Source organism: Streptomyces cyanogenus (assembly GCF_017526105.1).
Lineage (GTDB): Bacteria > Actinomycetota > Actinomycetes > Streptomycetales > Streptomycetaceae > Streptomyces > Streptomyces cyanogenus.
In genome coordinates this window covers 5,471,776-5,489,772 of sequence record NZ_CP071839.1, presented here as the reverse complement: position 1 = coordinate 5,489,772, position 17,997 = coordinate 5,471,776, and the positions used below count along the sequence as shown (strand labels likewise).

General features: G+C 72.2%; 12 protein-coding genes. 7 read left to right on the top strand and 5 right to left on the bottom strand.

What is annotated here, in order from left to right; genetic code table 11:
- Window positions 1-211: 211 nt before the first annotated feature.
- Window positions 212-2,035, bottom strand: coding sequence for a phosphoenolpyruvate carboxykinase (GTP) (locus S1361_RS24835; RefSeq protein ID WP_208033979.1), 1,824 nt, complete (start codon window positions 2,033-2,035; stop codon window positions 212-214).
- A 290-nt stretch (window positions 2,036-2,325) separates the two neighbouring features.
- Between S1361_RS24835 and trhA the strand changes: the two genes are divergently transcribed.
- From trhA to S1361_RS24820, 3 genes are all read left to right on the top strand, one after another.
- Window positions 2,326-3,039, top strand: a complete 714-nt coding sequence (gene trhA, locus S1361_RS24830; protein ID WP_208033978.1) for a PAQR family membrane homeostasis protein TrhA — start codon at window positions 2,326-2,328, stop codon at window positions 3,037-3,039.
- A gap of 206 nt (window positions 3,040-3,245) precedes the next feature.
- Entirely contained in the window at window positions 3,246-3,878 is a 633-nt protein-coding gene (locus S1361_RS24825; RefSeq protein WP_208033977.1) for a TetR/AcrR family transcriptional regulator, read from the top strand.
- Between the two features lie 33 nt (window positions 3,879-3,911).
- A complete protein-coding gene (locus S1361_RS24820) occupies window positions 3,912-4,634 on the top strand; it encodes a Mut7-C ubiquitin/RNAse domain-containing protein (protein WP_208033976.1) in 723 nt (240 codons plus the stop codon).
- Window positions 4,635-4,802: 168 nt separating this feature from the next.
- On the opposite strand, the gene S1361_RS24815 is transcribed toward S1361_RS24820, so the two are convergent.
- The gene (locus S1361_RS24815; protein WP_208036755.1) at window positions 4,803-7,262 is read right to left on the bottom strand and encodes a galactose oxidase early set domain-containing protein; all 2,460 of its coding nucleotides are present in this window, start codon (window positions 7,260-7,262) and stop codon (window positions 4,803-4,805) included.
- A 51-nt stretch (window positions 7,263-7,313) separates the two neighbouring features.
- Entirely contained in the window at window positions 7,314-8,741 is a 1,428-nt protein-coding gene (locus tag S1361_RS24810; protein ID WP_243769549.1) for a glycosyltransferase family 39 protein, read from the bottom strand.
- Between the two features lie 514 nt (window positions 8,742-9,255).
- Here S1361_RS24810 and S1361_RS24805 point away from each other — a divergent pair.
- Window positions 9,256-10,482 carry a glycosyltransferase family 2 protein gene (locus S1361_RS24805; RefSeq protein ID WP_208036754.1) on the top strand — a complete coding sequence of 409 codons (1,227 nt, stop codon included), beginning with the start codon at window positions 9,256-9,258 and terminating at the stop codon, window positions 10,480-10,482.
- Window positions 10,483-10,819: 337 nt separating this feature from the next.
- Here the strand turns inward: S1361_RS24805 and S1361_RS24800 are convergent, their stop codons facing one another.
- Window positions 10,820-12,853: a thioredoxin domain-containing protein gene (locus S1361_RS24800; protein ID WP_208033974.1), complete on the bottom strand. Its 2,034-nt coding sequence runs from the start codon at window positions 12,851-12,853 to the stop codon at window positions 10,820-10,822.
- Between the two features lie 319 nt (window positions 12,854-13,172).
- Complete coding sequence (locus S1361_RS24795) at window positions 13,173-13,772, bottom strand: winged helix-turn-helix domain-containing protein (protein WP_208033973.1); 600 nt, start codon at window positions 13,770-13,772, stop codon at window positions 13,173-13,175.
- 123 nt (window positions 13,773-13,895) lie between these two features.
- Between S1361_RS24795 and S1361_RS24790 the strand changes: the two genes are divergently transcribed.
- The 3 genes from S1361_RS24790 to S1361_RS24780 all read left to right on the top strand — a co-directional run bounded on the left by S1361_RS24790 (window position 13,896) and on the right by S1361_RS24780 (window position 17,994).
- Window positions 13,896-14,330 (top strand): hypothetical protein, encoded by a 435-nt coding sequence (locus S1361_RS24790; RefSeq protein WP_208033972.1) that lies wholly within the window; start codon window positions 13,896-13,898, stop codon window positions 14,328-14,330.
- Window positions 14,331-14,447: 117 nt separating this feature from the next.
- Complete coding sequence (locus S1361_RS24785; RefSeq protein WP_208036980.1) at window positions 14,448-14,669, top strand: hypothetical protein; 222 nt, start codon at window positions 14,448-14,450, stop codon at window positions 14,667-14,669.
- Window positions 14,670-14,787: 118 nt separating this feature from the next.
- Complete coding sequence (locus tag S1361_RS24780; RefSeq protein WP_208033971.1) at window positions 14,788-17,994, top strand: tetratricopeptide repeat protein; 3,207 nt, start codon at window positions 14,788-14,790, stop codon at window positions 17,992-17,994.
- The last annotated feature ends 3 nt before the right edge of the window (window positions 17,995-17,997 follow it).

Sequence of the window (17,997 nt, the reverse complement as noted above, 5' to 3'; positions counted from 1 at the left end):
AGCGACGCGCGGACCGGGCGCCACACACCGCACCGACCTCGGCGCCGCCCACCGCGGACGCCGCGGATCCGCCCGTTCCCGGCTCCTCAGGCGCGCGCGAAGGGCCCCGCACACCGTTGTGCGGGGCCCTTCGGGGTTGTTCCACGGCCGGTCGTGACGATCGCTGGTCAGGGCACATCCCGGCCGGCCGTGGGCTCTTCGGCGGGGCCGGTCAGCCCAGGCGCTCCACCAGCGCCCGGTACTGGTCCCACAGCTCCTTCGGGGTGTGGTCACCGAAGGTGTCGAGGTGCTCGGGGATGAGCGCGGCCTCCTCGCGCCACACCTCCTTGTCGACCGTGAGCAGGAACTCCAGGTCGGACTCCGACAGTTCGAGACCCTTGGTGTCGAGGGCGTCCTTGGCCGGCAGGATGCCGATCGGCGTCTCGACGCCCTCGGCCTTGCCCTCCAGCCGCTCCACGATCCACTTCAGGACGCGGGAGTTCTCGCCGAAGCCCGGCCAGACGAACTTGCCCTCGTCGTTCTTGCGGAACCAGTTGACGTAGTAGATCTTCGGCAGCTTGGACTGGTCCTTGTCCTTGGCGACGTCGACCCAGTGGGCCATGTAGTCGCCCATGTTGTAGCCGCAGAAGGGCAGCATCGCGAACGGGTCGCGGCGCAGCTCGCCGACCTTGCCCTCGGCCGCCGCGGTCTTCTCGGAGGCGACGTTGGCGCCCAGGAAGACACCGTGGTTCCAGTCGAAGGACTCGGTCACCAGCGGCACCGCAGTGGCGCGCCGGCCGCCGAAGAGGATCGCCGAGATCGGCACGCCCTTCGGGTCCTCCCACTCGGGCGCGATGATCGGGCACTGCGAGGCCGGCACGGTGAAGCGGGCGTTGGGGTGGGCGGCCGGGGTCTCGGACGCGGGCGTCCAGTCGTTGCCCTTCCAGTCCGTCAGGTGGGCCGGGGGCTCCTGGGTCATGCCCTCCCACCACACGTCGCCGTCGTCGGTGAGGGCGACGTTGGTGAAGACCGCGTTGCCCCACAGGGTCTTCATCGCGTTGGCGTTGGTGTGCTCACCGGTGCCGGGCGCGACGCCGAAGAAGCCGGCCTCGGGGTTGATCGCGTAGAGGCGGCCGTCCTCGCCGAAGCGCATCCAGGCGATGTCGTCGCCGATGGTCTCCACGGTCCAGCCGGAGATCGTGGGCTCCAGCATGGCGAGGTTGGTCTTGCCGCAGGCGCTCGGGAAGGCGGCGGCGACGTACTTGGACTCGCCCTGCGGCGGGGTGAGCTTGAGGATCAGCATGTGCTCGGCCAGCCAGCCCTCGTCACGGGCCATGACCGAGGCGATGCGCAGGGCGTAGCACTTCTTGCCGAGCAGGGCGTTGCCGCCGTAGCCGGAGCCGTAGGACCAGATCTCGCGGTCCTCGGGGAAGTGCGAGATGTACTTGGTGGAGTTGCACGGCCACGGCACGTCCTCCTGGCCCGGCTCCAGCGGGGCGCCGAGGGTGTGGACGGCCTTGACGAAGAAGCCCTCGTCGCCCAGCTCGTCCAGGACGGCCTGGCCCATGCGCGTCATCGTGCGCATCGAGACGGCGACGTACGCGGAGTCCGTGATCTCCACGCCAAGCGCGGACAGCGGGGAGCCGAGCGGGCCCATGCAGAACGGGACGACGTACATCGTCCGCCCCCGCATGGAGCCGCGGAACAGGCCCTTGTCGCCGGTGAAGATCTCCCGCATCTCGGCGGGGGCCTTCCAGTGGTTGGTCGGGCCCGCGTCCTCCTCCTTCTCGGAGCAGATGAAGGTCCGGTCCTCGACGCGCGCGACGTCGGTCGGGTCGGAGGCGGCGTAGTAGGAGTGCGGGCGCTTGACCGGGTCGAGTTTCCTGAACGTTCCCTTGGCGACCAGTTCCTCACACAGTCGCTCGTACTCGGCCTCGGAGCCGTCACACCAGACCACGCTGTCCGGCTGCGTCAGTTCGGCGATCTCGTTGACCCACGAGATCAGTTCCTGATGGTTGGTGGGGACGACGGTGGGAGCCGCGATGTCGCGCGCCACGATTGCTCCTAAGTGAGGGATTTTGTGTTTGTCCGCCCCGTGGGGGCCGCGACCCGGATGCTTCGTAGCCCGCTCATCCGGTGCCGACCGCACTCATTTGATCATCCGAGTCTAGTGCGCATCTGTCCAGAGGGCATCACAGGTGAGCAGCGTGAGGAATCCCACGATTTCCTCGACTCTTTGCGTCCACGTTGGGTTCGACTGAAGGACTTTTTGCCGGACGACCCGGAAAAGCGTGGATCACCGCGCGCTGACGAGCGGTTTACGACGGCCTCGGTACCATGCCCCGCATGACTGCCTCCGCCCCCGACGCGCCCACGGACACGCCGGCCGCCGGCCGCGGTCCCGTCGCGCTCTCCCTGCCGCACCCGGTCAAGCCGCGCCTGCGCGGCTGGCTGCACCTCGGCATGTTTCCGGCCGTACTCGTCGCGGGCCTCCTGCTCACCGCCCTCGCCGACTCGACCAGAGGCCGGATCGGCTGCAGCATCTACGCCCTGACGGCCTGTCTCCTGTTCGGCGTGAGCGCGCTCTACCACCGCGGCAACTGGAGCCCGCGGATGGACGGCGTGCTGCGCCGCCTCGACCACGCCAACATCTTCCTGATCATCGCGGGCACCTACACCCCGCTGACGATGCTGCTCCTGCCCGGCGCCAAGGGGCAGTGGCTGCTGTGGGGCATCTGGGCCGCCGCGGCCGCGGGCATCGTCTTCCGCGTCTTCTGGGTCGGTGCCCCGCGCTGGCTGTACACGCCCTGCTACATCGCGATGGGCTGGGCGGCCGTCTTCTTCCTGCCCGACTTCCTGCGCACCGGCGGCATCGCCGTCCTGGTCCTGGTGGTCGTCGGCGGGCTGCTCTACAGCGCCGGCGGCGTGATCTACGGCATCAAGCGCCCGAACCCCTCCCCGCGCTGGTTCGGCTTCCACGAGGTCTTCCACTCCCTCACGCTCGCCGCGTTCGTCGTCCACTACGTCGGCATCTCGCTGGTGGCGTACCAGCACGCGTAACCCCGCTCGACCCGCCCCTCGCGGCCACGGCTCATCCGAGCCGTGGCCGTTTTTCATTCCCGGAAGTCACCCCACTTTGACAGTCCCACTGTTTTGACAGTTGCTTTCGCACTGCTGCTGCCGAACGCGCCGGCCGTCCGGCGCACCGCCCGGGAGGAGGGCTCGGCCGTGGCCGCCGCCACGGCGGATGCCGGACAATGACCGCCATGACGCCCGCACGTTCCTCCCTCTCCCCCGCCGACCGCCCCCAGCTGAGCCTGCGGGAACGCAAGAAGATCAAGACCCGTGAGGCGATCCGCGCCGCGACGTACGCGCTGATCAAGGAGCAGGGCTACGACGCCACGACGATCGAGCAGATCGCCGACCGGGCCGAGGTGTCGCCGTCGACCGTCTTCCGCTACTTCCCGACCAAGGAGGACATCGTCCTCACGGACGAGTACGACCCGCTGGTGCTGGAGGAGTTGCGCGCCCGGCCCGCCGGCGAGTCGTGGATGGACTCGGTGCGGTACGTGATGCACAAGGCCATCGACGCGATGATGGCGGACGACCCCGAGGTGGTCCGGGTGCGGGCGCGCCTCGCGGTCCAGGTCCCCGCCGTGCGTTCCCGGATGGCCGAGAGCATGTCGGAGACCGGGCGGCTGCTGCGCGCGGCCCTCGCCGAGCGCTCCGGCCTGGCCCCGGACAGCCTCGACGTGCGCGTCTACGCGATGGCCCTCGTCGGCGGCCTGATGGAGGTCAACATGTCGTGGGCGGAGAACGGTTTCAAGGACGACCTCCGCGACATGGTGGACCGGGCCCTGGAGGTCCTGGAGCACGGTCTGCCCGCCGGAAAACCCTGAGGCCGCGGCCCGCTCCCATGGCATCCTGACCGGGTGAACGGTCCCGAGATCCACGTCGAGTTCGCGCCCGAGCTCGCCCTGTTCGTCCCGCGTGCGCCGCACCGGACGCTCGTCACCGACGGCGTCTCGTCCCTCGGCCACGTCGTCGAGTCCCTCGGGGTTCCGCTCACCGAGGTCGGCGCGCTGGTCGTGGACGGGCGCACGGTCCCGCCCTCGCACGTCCCGGAGGCGGCCGAGCGGGTCGTCGTCCGGCCGGTGGAGCGGCCCCAGCGGGTGCCCGGCGCGCCCCTCCGCTTCCTCCTCGACGTCCACCTCGGCACGCTGGCCCGCCGGCTGCGGCTGCTCGGCGTGGACACGGCGTACGAGTCCACGGACATCGGCGACCCGGCGCTCGCCGCGCGCTCGGCGGCCGAGAAGCGGGTCATGCTCAGCCGGGACCGGGGCCTGCTGCGCCGCCGGGAACTGTGGGCCGGAGCGTTCGTCTACAGCACCCGCCCCGACGACCAGCTCCACGACGTCCTCGACCGCTTCGCCCCCGAACTGCACCCCTGGACCCGCTGCACCGCCTGCAACGGCCTGCTGAAGGAGGCCACCAAGGAAGAGGTCGCCGACCAGCTCAAGGGCGGCACCCAGCGGTCGTACGACGTCTTCGCCCAGTGCACGACCTGCGGCCGGGCGTACTGGAAGGGCGCGCACCACGATCAGCTGGAAGCGGTCGTGGAGCGGGCGCTGAGCCTGCGTACCCAGGGCGGTTGAGCACACCGGCCGATCCGCGGTGCCCGGTGGCTGCTGTACGGCAGTTTCTGGGCCTCGCTCCTGACCGGCGGGGTCGTGCTGGTGCGGCCCCGAGCCCGGTGACGGGCGCCAGGAGCGGGGCCGTGCTGGTCCAGTGGGGCGCCCAGCTGCTGCCGGCCGCACTGATCCTCAGCTTCGCCTGACGTCCCCCTTCCCGCAGGCGATGCCGTCCTTGTTCAGGTCCAGGTGGTGTCGGTCGCGGCCGTGTACCCGGAGGCGGCCGTAGCCCCGGGAGAGGAGCCAGGTGCACCGGTCGGCCTGGGACAGCTTCGGGAACGTCCACGGCACGCACTGGTTGATTCGGCCGTAGGTGTGGTCGCAGCCGTCGAAGCCCTGGGCCATCCTCACGCCGTGGTGCCGGTGCCCCGGTCGCGGTGCGGAGGTGCCCGTGGCCGGCTCGCTCGCCTTCAGCTCGTCGGCGAAGGACTGCACGCGGGCCGCGGCGACCTGGCCCTCGGAGCCGATGCGGACCCACTTCGACACGGACGGCACTCCGTTCGCGTCGACCACCGACAGCATGTACCAGCCGGGCGGTGCCAGGTTGGGGTTGCTGGTCAGGCTGAGGTCGACGGTGTTGCCGTCGACGGTCATCGGCAGGTCGAGGTAGCGCTGGTTGGGGTCGGAGGAGTGGGTGACGGCGGCCGGGCGGATCAGGGAGGCCTTCACCACCGGCTTGTCGACGGTGATGCGCTGTGAGGTGCCGTACGTCCAGCGGGTGCTCGCGAGCGAGGTGATCTGCGGCCGGTCGCCCTTGAACAGGTACGGCGGCTGGTAGATCGACACGCGCTGGTCGAAGGAGCCGTCACCGGGGTTGTTGCCGATGCTGAGCACCCGGCCGTCCGGCAGCAGCGTGGACGAGGAGTGGTACGTCCGCGGGACCGGGTCGGTGGCCAGGCCCGACTGGAAGGTGTTGGTCGACGGGTCGTACAGGGAGGCCTCGAAGACGGGGTCCTCGCGGTACGTGTGCAGCGCGCCGCCGGTCTCCAGGACCTTGCCGTCGGGCAGGATCACCGCGGAGACGTACACCTTGCCCTGGGCGCCGGTCTGCGGGCTGCCGTCGGCGTAATGGCCCTGCGGCAGGTCGGGTCCGGGCACGTACTGCGGTGCGGCGGCCTTCATGTCGATCAGGTCGGTCAGCCGGAGGGCGTCCGGGGCGACGGTGTGGTTGCCGCCGCCCATGGTGAGGACCTTCTGGTCCTGGGCGGGGGGCAGCAGCACCGACATGGACTCGTCGCGCTCGTCCTTCCTGCGCAGTCCGGGCACCTCGGCGATGGTCCCGGCGCCGTAGTCGTAGACGGAGGCGCCGGTGCCGGGCAGGCCGGGGCCGAAGACATGGCTGCCGGTGTAGAAGAGGCGGCCGTCCTGGAGCAGGATCATCGACGGGTACAGCCCCCAGAAGGACCAGGCCTGCCTGGCCTCGCCCATCGGCAGCCACTTGTTCTGGGCGTAGGAGAAGTGCTCGTTCACGACGGTGCCGGCGGAGTCCTCGCCGAGACCGCCGAGTGCGAGGACGTCACCGTTGCCCATCTCGGTCGCCGACGGGTACCAGTGCCCGGCCAGCATGTCGTTGACCTTGATGTACTTGTTCTGGGCCGGGTCGAAGACGTAGCTGGTCCGCAGGCCCCGGTAGCCGACGCTGCCGTCCGGGGAGGCGTAGTCCTTGTTGCCGCCGACCACCAGCACCCGGCCGTCGGGGAGCTGGACGTGCCCGGCGCAGAAGAAGTCCGTCGGGGTCGGGATGTCGGTGTAGCCGCCGGTCGCCGGGTCGAACAGGGTGGTCTTGAAGGTGCCGGCGGCGAACGCGGCCCGGTCGTTGCCGGAGCCGGCGATCAGCAGCACCTTGCCCGTGTGCAGCAGCACCGAGTGGACGGCGCGCACCGGGGAGTCGACGGGCTGCACGGTCCACCTGCCCCGGCACTCGGGCCCGGTGCCGCCCGTCGTACAGGGGTCCGGGTCGGCGGGGACGGTCGCGTCGGTCATCGCGTAGTCGTCGGTGGTCAGGGTGCCCACCCCGTACAGGGCGCCGCCCCAGGTGATCTGGTCGGTGTGCGGCGGGATGACCGGGGTGCGCACCTCGGTGCGGGTCCAGCCGGCGGACGGCGGCAGGGTCTTGAGGTCGGTCCAGTAGACCCAGCCCTGGGTGGTGTCGTGCCGGAACAGGGTGAACGCCACGTCCGGCGTGCTGGACTTGTACCAGAACGACAGGTCGTACTGGTGGTCCGGAGTGACCTGCGGGGCGCAGGAGTTCTCCAGCATCATCGTCTTGCGGTCGCCGTCGGCGCGCCGGGTCAGCTGGATGCGGACGGCGCGGCTGCCGCTGTGGGCGTCGTCGGTGACGGCGAAGGAGAAGTCGTTGTCCCCCCAGCCCGACTTCTCGAAGCACTGCGGGAACCGGGACGGTCCGTCGAGGACCTCGAGGCCCGGGTTCTGCACCAGGTTGCTCGCGGCGGTGGCGCGCTGGGCGCCGAGCGGGCCGAGGCCGACCGCCGCGGTGAACAGCAGCAGGGCGGTGAGCAGCAGGCGGGTGCGGGCCGGCCGGGCTCCGGCCGGCCCGGGCGGCCGGTAGGGCGTGCGCGGGCGGTACGGCATGACGGTGTACGGCAAAGAGGTCCCCCCTCTGTCGGTGGCGGGTCCTCCCGATCAGCCGGAGCGGCCGATGCGGAGGATGTCGATCCGACCGCCGCCCTCCCCGAAGGTGGCGACCGGGGTGCCGTGCGCGAACAGGGCGCGGAGCGTGGGCAGATGGTCGCGCTCGCCGCGCAGGGCCGGCGTGGACACGACGTAGTCGATGTCCTTCCAGCCGTGCGGCAGCGTCCTGGTGACGGCCGGGTCCTGGTCCAGCTTGTAGTGCCAGATCACACCGGTGCCGGGCCGGTATCCGGCGTCCACCGCGTCCAGCCAGAGCACGCCGTCGGTGACCAGGCGGACCTTGTCGCGGTCGCCGGTGTCCGTCTCGCGCAGCCAGCGGGCGGCCTCCCGGTAGACGCGGTTGTCGTCGGCGGTGGTGGCCAGCCGGTCCTGGTGGTACCAGGCGGGTCCGGCGGCCGCCACGGCGGCGAGGACCGCGGCGAGGGCGGCGGCGGAGCGCAGCCGGGGCCGGCCGGGCAGCCGCTCGATCAGGACCTGGACGAGTCCGGCGAGGGACAGCGCGAGGAAGGGCAGCACCTGCACGACGTACATCTGGGGCAGGTATCCACCGGGCCGGAGCGCGACCAGCGCGAGCACCACGACGCCGAGGGCGGCGGGCCGCAGCCGGCGTACCGGCAGCGCGCACAGCGCGGCGACGCCGCCGCCGGTCAGCAGGTACGGGTCACGGGTGAGCCAGTCCGCGAACAGCTGGTGGGCGTCGGTGCCGGCCTGGAAGGCGGAGCCGCTGCCCTCGCGCCCGCCGAGCTGGAACGTGAGCGTGCCCAGCAGCGAGACATGGCCGGCACCGGGCAGCAGCTCCCCCTTGAGCAGGGCGTACAGCGGATAGAACAGGCCGGTCAGCACGAAGCCGGAGAAGAAGCCGGCGAGGGAGAACTTGCGGGTGCTGGAGTGGCTGCCCTGCCACATCGCCACCAGCAGCACCGGCAGCAGCACGCCGATGGTCTCCTTGGACAGCACCGCGAGCGCGAAGGAGATGCCGGCCGCGACGTGGTGCCACAGGTGGCGGCGCGGCGAGAGGGCGAAGGCGAACGCGGCCAGCGCCCACAGGACGGCGAAGTTGTCCAGGTAGATCTGCCGGTCCAGGACGACCGCGAGCGGCGACAGCGCGTAGAGCAGGGCGGCGCCCGCCGCGGTGGGCCGGGCGAGGCCCAGCCGGCGGCCGACGGCGTGGACCAGGACACAGGTCACGGCGGCCACCGGGAGCATGGCCGTCCGGCCCTGGACGAACGCGGGCAGGTCGGGCAGGAGCAGGTGGGGCACCCACGAGACGCCGGAGAGTTGTATCCAGCCGAGCGGCGGGTGGTCGTACCAGTAGGTGTAGTGCGCGAGTTCGCCGTGCCGGACGGCCCAGGCCTGAGCGAGATAGGTGCCCTCGTCGTCGTTGGGAAACGGGTAATTCCCGATACCTCGCGCACGCACCAAGAGCGCGAGGATGATTACCGGAGCAACCCAGAAATAATCCACCCGAAACAATGTGCGGCGCGCTGTGGGCCGGTCCTCTTGTGAATTCTGTGTCGCCGGCCGGAGAACAACGGCAGTCCCCATGCGGAATCCCCCACCCCCACTTGTGACCCGATACGCCCCAAGGACCTCCCCCTTGAACCCCTTGGAAATCGGGCAGGCCGGAGCATCATGGCACAGGCCGACCGCCCGGTTGTGCGGAACATAAGGCTCCGGTCGTGCACGGAGGCCGCATTGCAGGAGAAATGCCGAACCTGCTAGCTTCGCTGGAAAGCTCGCCGCGACCGTTGTCCGGCCATGCGGGAAAACACCCCTGTCACGTCGGGGGAATTACTGTTCGAAGGGCCCGGGGCACCGGGGGGTGAGAGGGGCCCGAACGATCGCGTTCCGCTACGCGAGCACGAGGAAGACCAGGGAACCGAGGGGGGAATTCGTGGTCTCCGCTGTCCTGTTCATCGATTCCGTCGTCCTGATGGTGGCCGCCGGTGTCACGCTGTGGTGGATGCTCCATGCCTGGCGCACCCCGGAGACACTCGAGTCCACGGCGTTCGCCGAGCCCGACGGCAAGCCCGGCCTGTCCTTCTCGCTGCTGGTCCCGGCCCGGCACGAGGAGGCCGTCCTGCGGCACACCGTCGAGCAGATGCTCCGCATCGACCACCCGGCCTACGAGATCCTGGTGATCGTCGGCCACGACGACCCGGGCACCGCCGCCATAGCCGAGCAACTCGCCGAGGAACACCCGGAGAAGGTCCGCACGGTCGTCGACACCCACGAGGTGAAGAACAAGCCGCGTGCCCTGAACACCGCCCTGCCGCACGCCCGCGGCCAGGTCGTCGGGGTCTTCGACGCCGAGGACGTCGTCCATCCCGAGCTGCTCGGACACGTCGACTTCGCCTTCCGGCACGGACACGCCGACGTCGTCCAGGGCGGCGTCCAACTGATCAACTACCAGAGCAGCTGGTACAGCCTGCGCAACTGCCTGGAGTACTTCTTCTGGTTCCGCAGCCGGCTGCACCTGCACGCCCGCAAGGGCTTCATCCCGCTCGGCGGCAACACCGTCTTCGTCCGCTCCGAGCTGCTGCGGGCCACCGGCGGCTGGGACGGCAACTGCCTCGCCGAGGACTGCGACCTGGGCGTACGGCTGTCCAGCGGCGGCGCCAAGGTGGTCGTCGCCTACCACTCCGCGCTCGTCACCCGCGAGGAGACACCCGACTCCCTCAAGGGCCTCTACAAGCAGCGCACCCGCTGGAACCAGGGCTTCCTCCAGGTGATGCGCAAGGGAGAGTGGCGCCGGCTGCCCGGTGCCGGCCAGCGGATGCTCGCCCGGTACACCCTGAGCACGCCGTTCGTGCAGGCCGCGACCGGTGTGATGATCCCGCTCGGGCTCCTGGCCGCGCTGATCGGCGGCGTACCGCTGCCGTTCTCCCTGTTCGCCTGGCTGCCCATGATCCCGATGGCCGCGATGGTGGTCTTCGAAGCCGTCGCCCTGCACGACTTCGGCAAGGAGTACGGCTTCCGCATCGGCGTCCGGCACTACGTCAAGCTCATCGCCGGCGGTCCCGTGTACGCGGCCGTCCTGGCCGCCGCCGCGCTGCGCGCCGTGTGGCGCGAGTACACCGGGCGGCACGACTGGGAGCTGACCTCGCACGTCGGTGCCCATCTGCCCGCACCGTCCCCGGAGCCGCAGAAGGTCCGGTGACGGCACTGCCCGCCCACGTCCCGATCGTCGGCGGCGGCGGCCAGGACGGCCGCCGTGCGGGCTCACCGACCTGATGAGCGGCTTCTTCGCCATCCCGCGCGTACGGCGGTGGACCGGGCCGCCGCCGAGGACGAGGCGCTGCAGCCGCTCGGCCACCGGATCCTGCCGGAACCGGCCGTACGGTGCCGCCCGCGCGGGATCGCCGAGGTGCCGTACGCCTCCGGGGAGCGGCACGCGGGCGCGTCCGGGTCCACGGCGAAGGAGGGCATGCGCTTCCTGCGCCGCGTGCGGCGGGCGGACGCCCCGTCCGGTTCCGTCGGCAGGGCGTACCGCCTGCTCAGGAAACCGTCAGCTTCTCTCGCAGGGCCGACGGGTCCGTCACCGGCAGGTCGCAGACGAAGCCGCGGCAGACGTACGCGGTCGGTGCGCCGTCGACGAGGTCGCGGCCGGCGAGCAGCGGGAACTCGTCGCTGCCGGGCGTGCCGCAGGCGACGACGGCACCCGGGGCGGCACCCAGCAGCGCCGTACGGTGCAGGGCGGCCGTCCGCTCGTCGTTCGGGTCCGGTCCGACGACCGCCACCTCGCGCGGCCCGTCGAGCAGCGCCTCGGCGACCGCCAGCCCCCATCCGATGAACCGGGGCACCCGCGGCCCGAGCGTCTTCACGATGCCCAGCGCCCGCTCGGCCGCGGTCCGGTGGGACTCGGAGCCGGTGTGGGCGGCGTAGCTCAGCAGGGCGCCGGCCGCGGCGGTCCAGCCGGAGGGCGCGGCGTTGTCCGTGGGGTCCTGGGGCCGGCGGATGAGCTGCTCGGCGTCGGAGGCGGTGTCGTACAGGGCGCCGCTCTCCCGGTCGGCGAAGCGGGCCAGGACATGGTCGAGGAGCAGTCCGGCGAAGTCGAGCCAGACGCCCTCGCCGGTCACGGAGGCGAGCGCGAGGAACCCCTCGGCGACGTCGGCGTAGTCCTCCAGCACGCCGGCGTTGGGGCCGACCCGGCCGTCCTTGCTGGTGCGGGCGAGCCGGGCGTGTTCGTCCAGGTGGACGCGGACGAGCAGGTCGGCGGCGCCGACGGCGGCCTCGGTCAGGTCGGGCCGGTCGAAGTAGGCGCCGGTCTCGGCGAGCGCGGCGACGGCGAGCCCGTTCCAGGCGGCGACGACCTTGTCGTCCCGGCCGGGCGCGGCCCGCCGCGCGCGAGCGTCGAGCAGCCGGCGCCTGACGGACTCGACCTTCTCGGCGTCGAACACGCCTTCCGTCTGCGGGAGTTGGAGGACGGACTGCCCGTGCTCGAAGGTGCCCTCATCGGTCACGCCGAAGTACTGCGCGGCGAGTTCGGCATCCTCGCCGAGGACCTCGCGAAGCTGTCCGGGCGTCCACACGTAGTACGCCCCTTCCACGTGCCGCCCGGTGCCGTCGTCGCTGTCGGCGTCGAGGGCGGAGGCGAACCCGCCCTCCTCCGTGCGCAGTTCGCGGACGAGGAAGTCGGCGGTCTCCAGCGCGACCCGCCGGGCGAGATCCGATCCGGTGGCCCGCCACAGATGCGCGTACACCCGGCACAGCAGGGCGTTGTCGTACAGCATCTTCTCGAAGTGCGGCACGGTCCAGTCACGGTCGACGGAGTACCGGGCGAACCCGCCGCCGAGCTGGTCGTAGATGCCGCCACGGGCCATCCGCTCACACGTGTCCTGCGCCATCTGCAGCGCGCCCTCGGCGCCGGTCCGGGCGTGATGCCGCAGCAGGAACTCCAGCACCATGGACGGCGGGAACTTGGGCGCGCCGCCGAATCCGCCGCGCTGCGGGTCGTACTCGCGGGTGAGCCCGAGGAGGGCCTGGGCGAGTTCCTGCTCGCCGGGCGCGTCGGCGGCATGCCGGACGATCTCCCGCTGGGCGAGGTCGCGGACGATCTTCCCGGCGACCTCGCTGACCTCGTCGTGCCGGGTGGTCCAGGCCTGCTGGACGCCCTCCAGCACCTGCCGGAAGGACGGCATGCCGTGCCGCGGGGCGGGCGGGAAGTAGGTGCCGAAGTAGAAGGGTTCGGCGTCGGGCGTGAGGAACACGGTCATGGGCCACCCGCCCTGCCCGGTGGCGGCCTGGACGGCCTCCATGTAGACGGCGTCCACGTCCGGCCGCTCCTCGCGGTCGACCTTGACGCTGACGAAGTGCTCGTTGAGGTAGTCGGCGGTGGTCCGGTCCTCGAAGGACTCGTGCGCCATGACGTGGCACCAGTGACAGCTCGAGTACCCGACGCTCAGCAGCACGGGTTTGCCGGTCCTGCGGGCCTCGTCGAAGGCCTCGACGGACCACGGCCACCAGTCGACGGGATTGTCGGCGTGCTGGAGCAGGTACGGGGACGTCTCATGGGCCAGTCGATTCGGCATACCCCCATCCTGCCGCAGCACGCGGCAACCGGGACGTCAGGCCCGGACGGCGACCTCGCGTTTCGCCGCACCGGCGGCGTCGGCGAGAACCTCGGGCGGCCGGCACCGGATCCGGCCGGGGCCAGCCCGCCGTCCCGCCGCTGCGCTCCTCCATCCGCTCCGTTGCGGGGCCGGGGGCGGGGCCGGCCCACCGTCCAGCCTGGCCGTTCCGCCGCTGCGCCCCCTCGCCCCGTCCTCGGCGGGGCCGGGGTCAGCCCACCGTCCAGCCTGGCCGTTCCGCCGCTGCGCTCCCTCGCCCGCTCCTCCACAGCGCCGGGAATCAGCCCGCCGTTCCGCCGCTGTGCTCCTCCGCCCGCTCGTCCGCGGTCTCCGGTACGGCGTAGAACCGCATCAGCACCGGGCGCGCCCCGTCCGGCGCCTCCTCGCGCGAGTGGCTGTACCGGTCCAGCAGGGCGTGGTACTCCCGCAGGAAGGCGAGCAGTTCCTCCCTGGTCATCCAGCCGCCGTGGCGCTGGACCTGGGCCCAGCCCTCCGGTCCGCGGTACTCCTCGTGCGCGCGGCGGTACAGGGCGGTGTCGAACTCGATCTTCAGGTGGGCCAGCTCGACGGCTGCCGCGTACTCCTCGGGGGCCATGGTGCCCGGGTCGGGCGTGGTGTGCCGGAAGGGCAGCGCCCGCCACCAGCGTTCACGTCCGCCGGACTTCTCCGGGATCTCCTCGATGAGCCGCTGCTCGGCGAGTTTGCGCAGGTGGTAGCTGGTCGTCCCGGAACTCTCGCCGAGTTCGCGGGCGAGCACGGTGGAGTTCGCCTCGCCGTGCCGGCCGAGGTAGTCGAGGATCCGGCGGCGCAACGGGTTGCCGAGGGACTTGTAGAGGGCGGTGCGCTCCAGGCTGGTCATGCCGGTCAGGCCGTCGGTCATGGGCACACGGTAACCGTGAGAGACCCTGACACGCCCCTGATGTCTGCCGAGATTTCTTTGCAGACTTTTCTCTGCGGTCTACGGTGGAGGCAGTGGCTCGGTACGAGGAGACGGGGGTTCGGAATGAGGAAGTGGGCGCTGACCCTGCTGGCGGTGGCGGCGGCCGTGCTGGTGCCGTGGATGGGGGTTCTGGCAGTGACCCTGCCCGGCAGCACACAGGTCCGCCACTGGCCGCTGGCCTGGATCGGCCTGGACGTCCTGCTGGCGGCGGGCTGTGCCGCCACAGCCCTCCTGGGCCTGCGCGGTGACCCCCGCTCCCGCCTCACCGCCTCGGCGACGGCCGGCGTGGCGGTCGTGGACGCCTGGTTCGACATAACCACTTCCCACACCGCCTCCGCCCTCCTCCAGGCCCTCGCCTGCGCGGTGGCGGAGGGCGCGGTGGCGGGGGTCTGCGTGGCGCTGGCACTGTCGAAGGGCCGGTGGTCGGTGGAGAACCATGGCGAAAAGGGGACGGGACGCCGTTGTGACTCGGCACATACCGGGGGCGGGGTGCACTAGCCTTGGGCGTGCGCAGCCGGGCTGGTCGCAGGGGCAACTGTGGCCTGACGCAAGCCCATTTAGGGGGTTGCGTCGTGCGTCAGCACGGTGCAGGAGACCGAGTAAGACCACTGAGACGTGGAAGGCGCGGCCATCCTCTTCGTTCTCGCCCTCGCCGGCGTTGCGTCGATCTTGCTGTTCGCCCTGAAGGGCCTGCTGGATCAGCTGCCGGACGTGATCGACTCGGCCAGGAACGTGCGCGACGCCTGGCACCGCTTCAGGAACAGGGGCGAGGAGCCGTCCCGCGCCGGTGAGCAGCCACCCGGTCCGAACGACGAGGAATCCTCTGCCGCCGCATAGCCGCACGGCGGTCCACACCGAACCCTCACCACCCCCACTGATCGTGCCCCCCTCGCCATCCCGCCTCCCCCGAAGGACACTCGTAGGCAAAGGAGTTGCCGCCGGAGGGGGACGGGACATGCGGGACGGTCATCGGGCGGAAGCCGAGCGGTTGCTGGTGCGGGCCGTGGAGGAGGAGGTACGGCGGTCGGGCGGACGGGTCGACGGCCAGGTGCTGCTGACACGGGCGCGCGGCGCGCTGGACGCGATGGCGGGGGCGGCCGCCGAGGAGTACGAGGCCTACACGCGCGCACTGGAGGAGTCGGAGGCCGGACAGCTGACCTTCGGGCAGCGGTACGCGCGCGCCGGCGCCGGAACGGCCTTGCTGGTGGCGGCGGTTGCCGCCGTCGCCGCCGCCGTGGCCGACCTGTCCCTCGGCACGGGCACCGGCACGGCCCTCGGCGCGGGTGCCACCGCCGCCGTGGTGGGCGCCGCGGCCACGGTGGTGAAGGTGGCCGGCGCGCACCTGCCGGCCGCCCACCACCGTGCGGGTGCGGCCGGCCAGCCCGGCGGTCCGGAGCAGCTGCGCCTGCAGTGGCTGACCGCGCTGGAGGTGCGGGGCATCCGCCCGTTCCTCGACCAGCAGCGGGTGCTGAGCTCCTCCACGGGCACGAAGAAGACCGGCGGTGGCCCGGCGTTGCGCGGCACGGACAAGAGCGCGGCGGCCCGCAGGCGTTCGGTGCTTGAGCAGTCGTTCGGGCACCTACCCGAAGCCGACGGCACGTTCGCGGGGCGCCGGGCGGAGCTGGGGCGGATCAGGCAGTGGGCGCAGGCGGCCCGCGCGGCCACCGAGACCCGGCCGACCGTCGTCGTCCTGCACGGCGAGCCCGGCTCCGGCCGGACCACGCTCGCGGTGCGCGCGGCGCACGAGTTGCGGGACCACTTCCGGGGCGCGGTGGTGGTGGACCTGCGCGGCGGCAGCCGGGAGGAGGCGCCGCTGTCCACCCGGGACGCGCTGTTGCACCTGCTCAACCGGCTGGGCGCACCCCGTGAGCAACTGCTGTTCCGGGAGCGGTCCTCCCCCGACCAGCAGGTCAAGCGGCTCGGCGAGCTGTATCACCGGCATCTGACCGGGCTGCCGGTGACGATCGTGCTGGACGACGCCTCGGATCCGGAGCAGGTGCGCGCCCTGGTGCCGGAGCGCTCCGACAGTCTGGTCCTGGTCACCGCCCGCACCCCCCTCGACCTGCCCGCCGACCTGCCGGCCTGGGTGCACGAGCTGCCGGTCCCGGCGCTGGACGCGGCGGGTGCCGAGGAGCTGCTGAGCGCGTCGGCGGAGGACGTTCCGGGGCCGTACGACGCCGACTCGGCCGACCGGATCCGCGAACTGTGCGGGGGGCTGCCGCTGGCGCTGCGGGTCGCGGGCTCCGCGCTGGGCCCGCGCTCGCCCCGGCAGCTGGCCGCGGACCTGGGCGCGTACGGCCCGGTGGAGCCGGTGGAGCGGGCACTGTGGCTGCGCTACACCGACCAGCCGGAGCCCGCCCGCCGGTTGCTGAGGAGGCTGGCGCTGGCGGGCCGGGCCTCGCTGGGCGGGGCGGCGGCAGCCTCCCTGCTCGCCACCGACGAGGCCGGGGCCACCCGGTACCTGGTGGAGCTCGCCCGGGCCGGCCTCATCGACCATGTGCGCGGCAGCCGCTACCGGCTGCACGATCTGGTGCGGGCCTTCGCGCACGCCCGTCTGCTGGACGAGGAGGATCCGGCCGAGCGGGCGGCGGCCCAGGAGCGGCTGATCGTGAACTACGCGGAGCTGGCCGACGCGGTGCTGCGCCTGGTCGACGGGAACATGTCGACGCGGTCGAACCAGTTCGGCTCGCACGGCTTCCCCTCCCTGGACGAGGCGCTGCGCTGGCTGGACGACGAGTCCAGCTTCATCACGGCGGCCCTGCGGCACGCGGAGGGCGTGGACCAGGCGGCCGTGCTCAACCTGCTCGGCGCGCTGTGCGACTACTGCCTGCTGCGCGGTGACCTCTACCGGCTCGGGGAGATCAGCGAGCTGGCGCAGTCGGTGGACCAGGGCCTGCTGGTGCGCTCGGTGCAGTGGCGCACCGGTATCGCGGCCCGGCAGCTGGGCGAGCTGGACAAGGCGCGCACCACGCTGGCCTCGGTGGTCGACCTGTACCGGGAGGCCCACCACGACGCGGGGGCGGCCCGCGCCCTGACCTCCCTCGGGATCACGCTGCACCACCAGGGCAACCTCACCGAGGCCGCCGCCAAGCTCCAGGAGGCCCTGGAGCTGCAGGCCGCGCCGGAGCTGGCGACGGACCGGGCCTGGACGATGCACGCGCTGGCGGCCGTCCAGCGGGACCGGGCCCGGCTGGCGGAGGCGCTGGACCTGCTCACCCGCTCCCTGGTCCTGCACCGCGAGGGCGGCTCGGTGCACGGCGAGGCCTGGGCGCACTTCCAGCTGGGCCAGCTGGCGCTGCGGCTGGGCGACGTACCGCGCGCGGAGACGGAACTGCGGGCGGCCCTGGAGCGGTACGGCAGGACGCAGGACGCCCGCGGCGAGGCCTGGGCGCTGACCCAGCTGGCCCGGGCCCGGCTGGTGGACGGCGACGCCTCCGCCGCAGTGGAGAGCCTGCGCCGGGCGGTGACCCGGCACCGGGACAACGAGGACGCGCGCGGCGAGGCGTGGACGCTGTACTACCTGGGGCAGGCCCTGGAGGAGACCGGCGAGCTGGACCGGGCGGTGCGCGACCTGGAGCGGTCCCGGACGATGTTCTCCCGGATTCGGGACGTCTACGGCCTGGCCTGCGCCCGGCACCACTCGGCGCGGGCGACCCGGGACCAGCGGGCCGCGCAGACCGGCTCGCTGCGCAATTCCGGTTTCGCCCGTCAGCTGCTGGTGGACGCGCGCGCCGACTTCCAGCGGATCGGCGTGGCCCACGGCGAGGCCTGGACGTGCCTGGAGCTGGCGGTGGTGGACGCGGGCAACGCCCGCACGCAGCAGGCGCTGGCGCTGTGCGACGAGGCGCTCACCCTGTTCTCGTCGTACGGCGACCGGCGCGGCGAGGACTGGGCCCGCTTCCTGCGCTGCACCCTGCTGCCGTACGCGGCGCCGGGCGGGGTGGAGGTGGGCACGGCGGTCGCCCAGGAGGAGCTGGCCCGGCTGGCCCGCGCCACGCATCCGCTGCGGGACGAGAAGCTGGACGACTACGTCCCGGCGTACGCCCTGCTGCTGGAGCGGGGCGTACAGCTGGAGGCCGGCTGGCAGGCCTGGCGGCTGCGCATGACTCCGGACCGCCACGCCCGGGAGGTGATGGGGGTGGCGGTACCGGCGGGGCGCTGACCT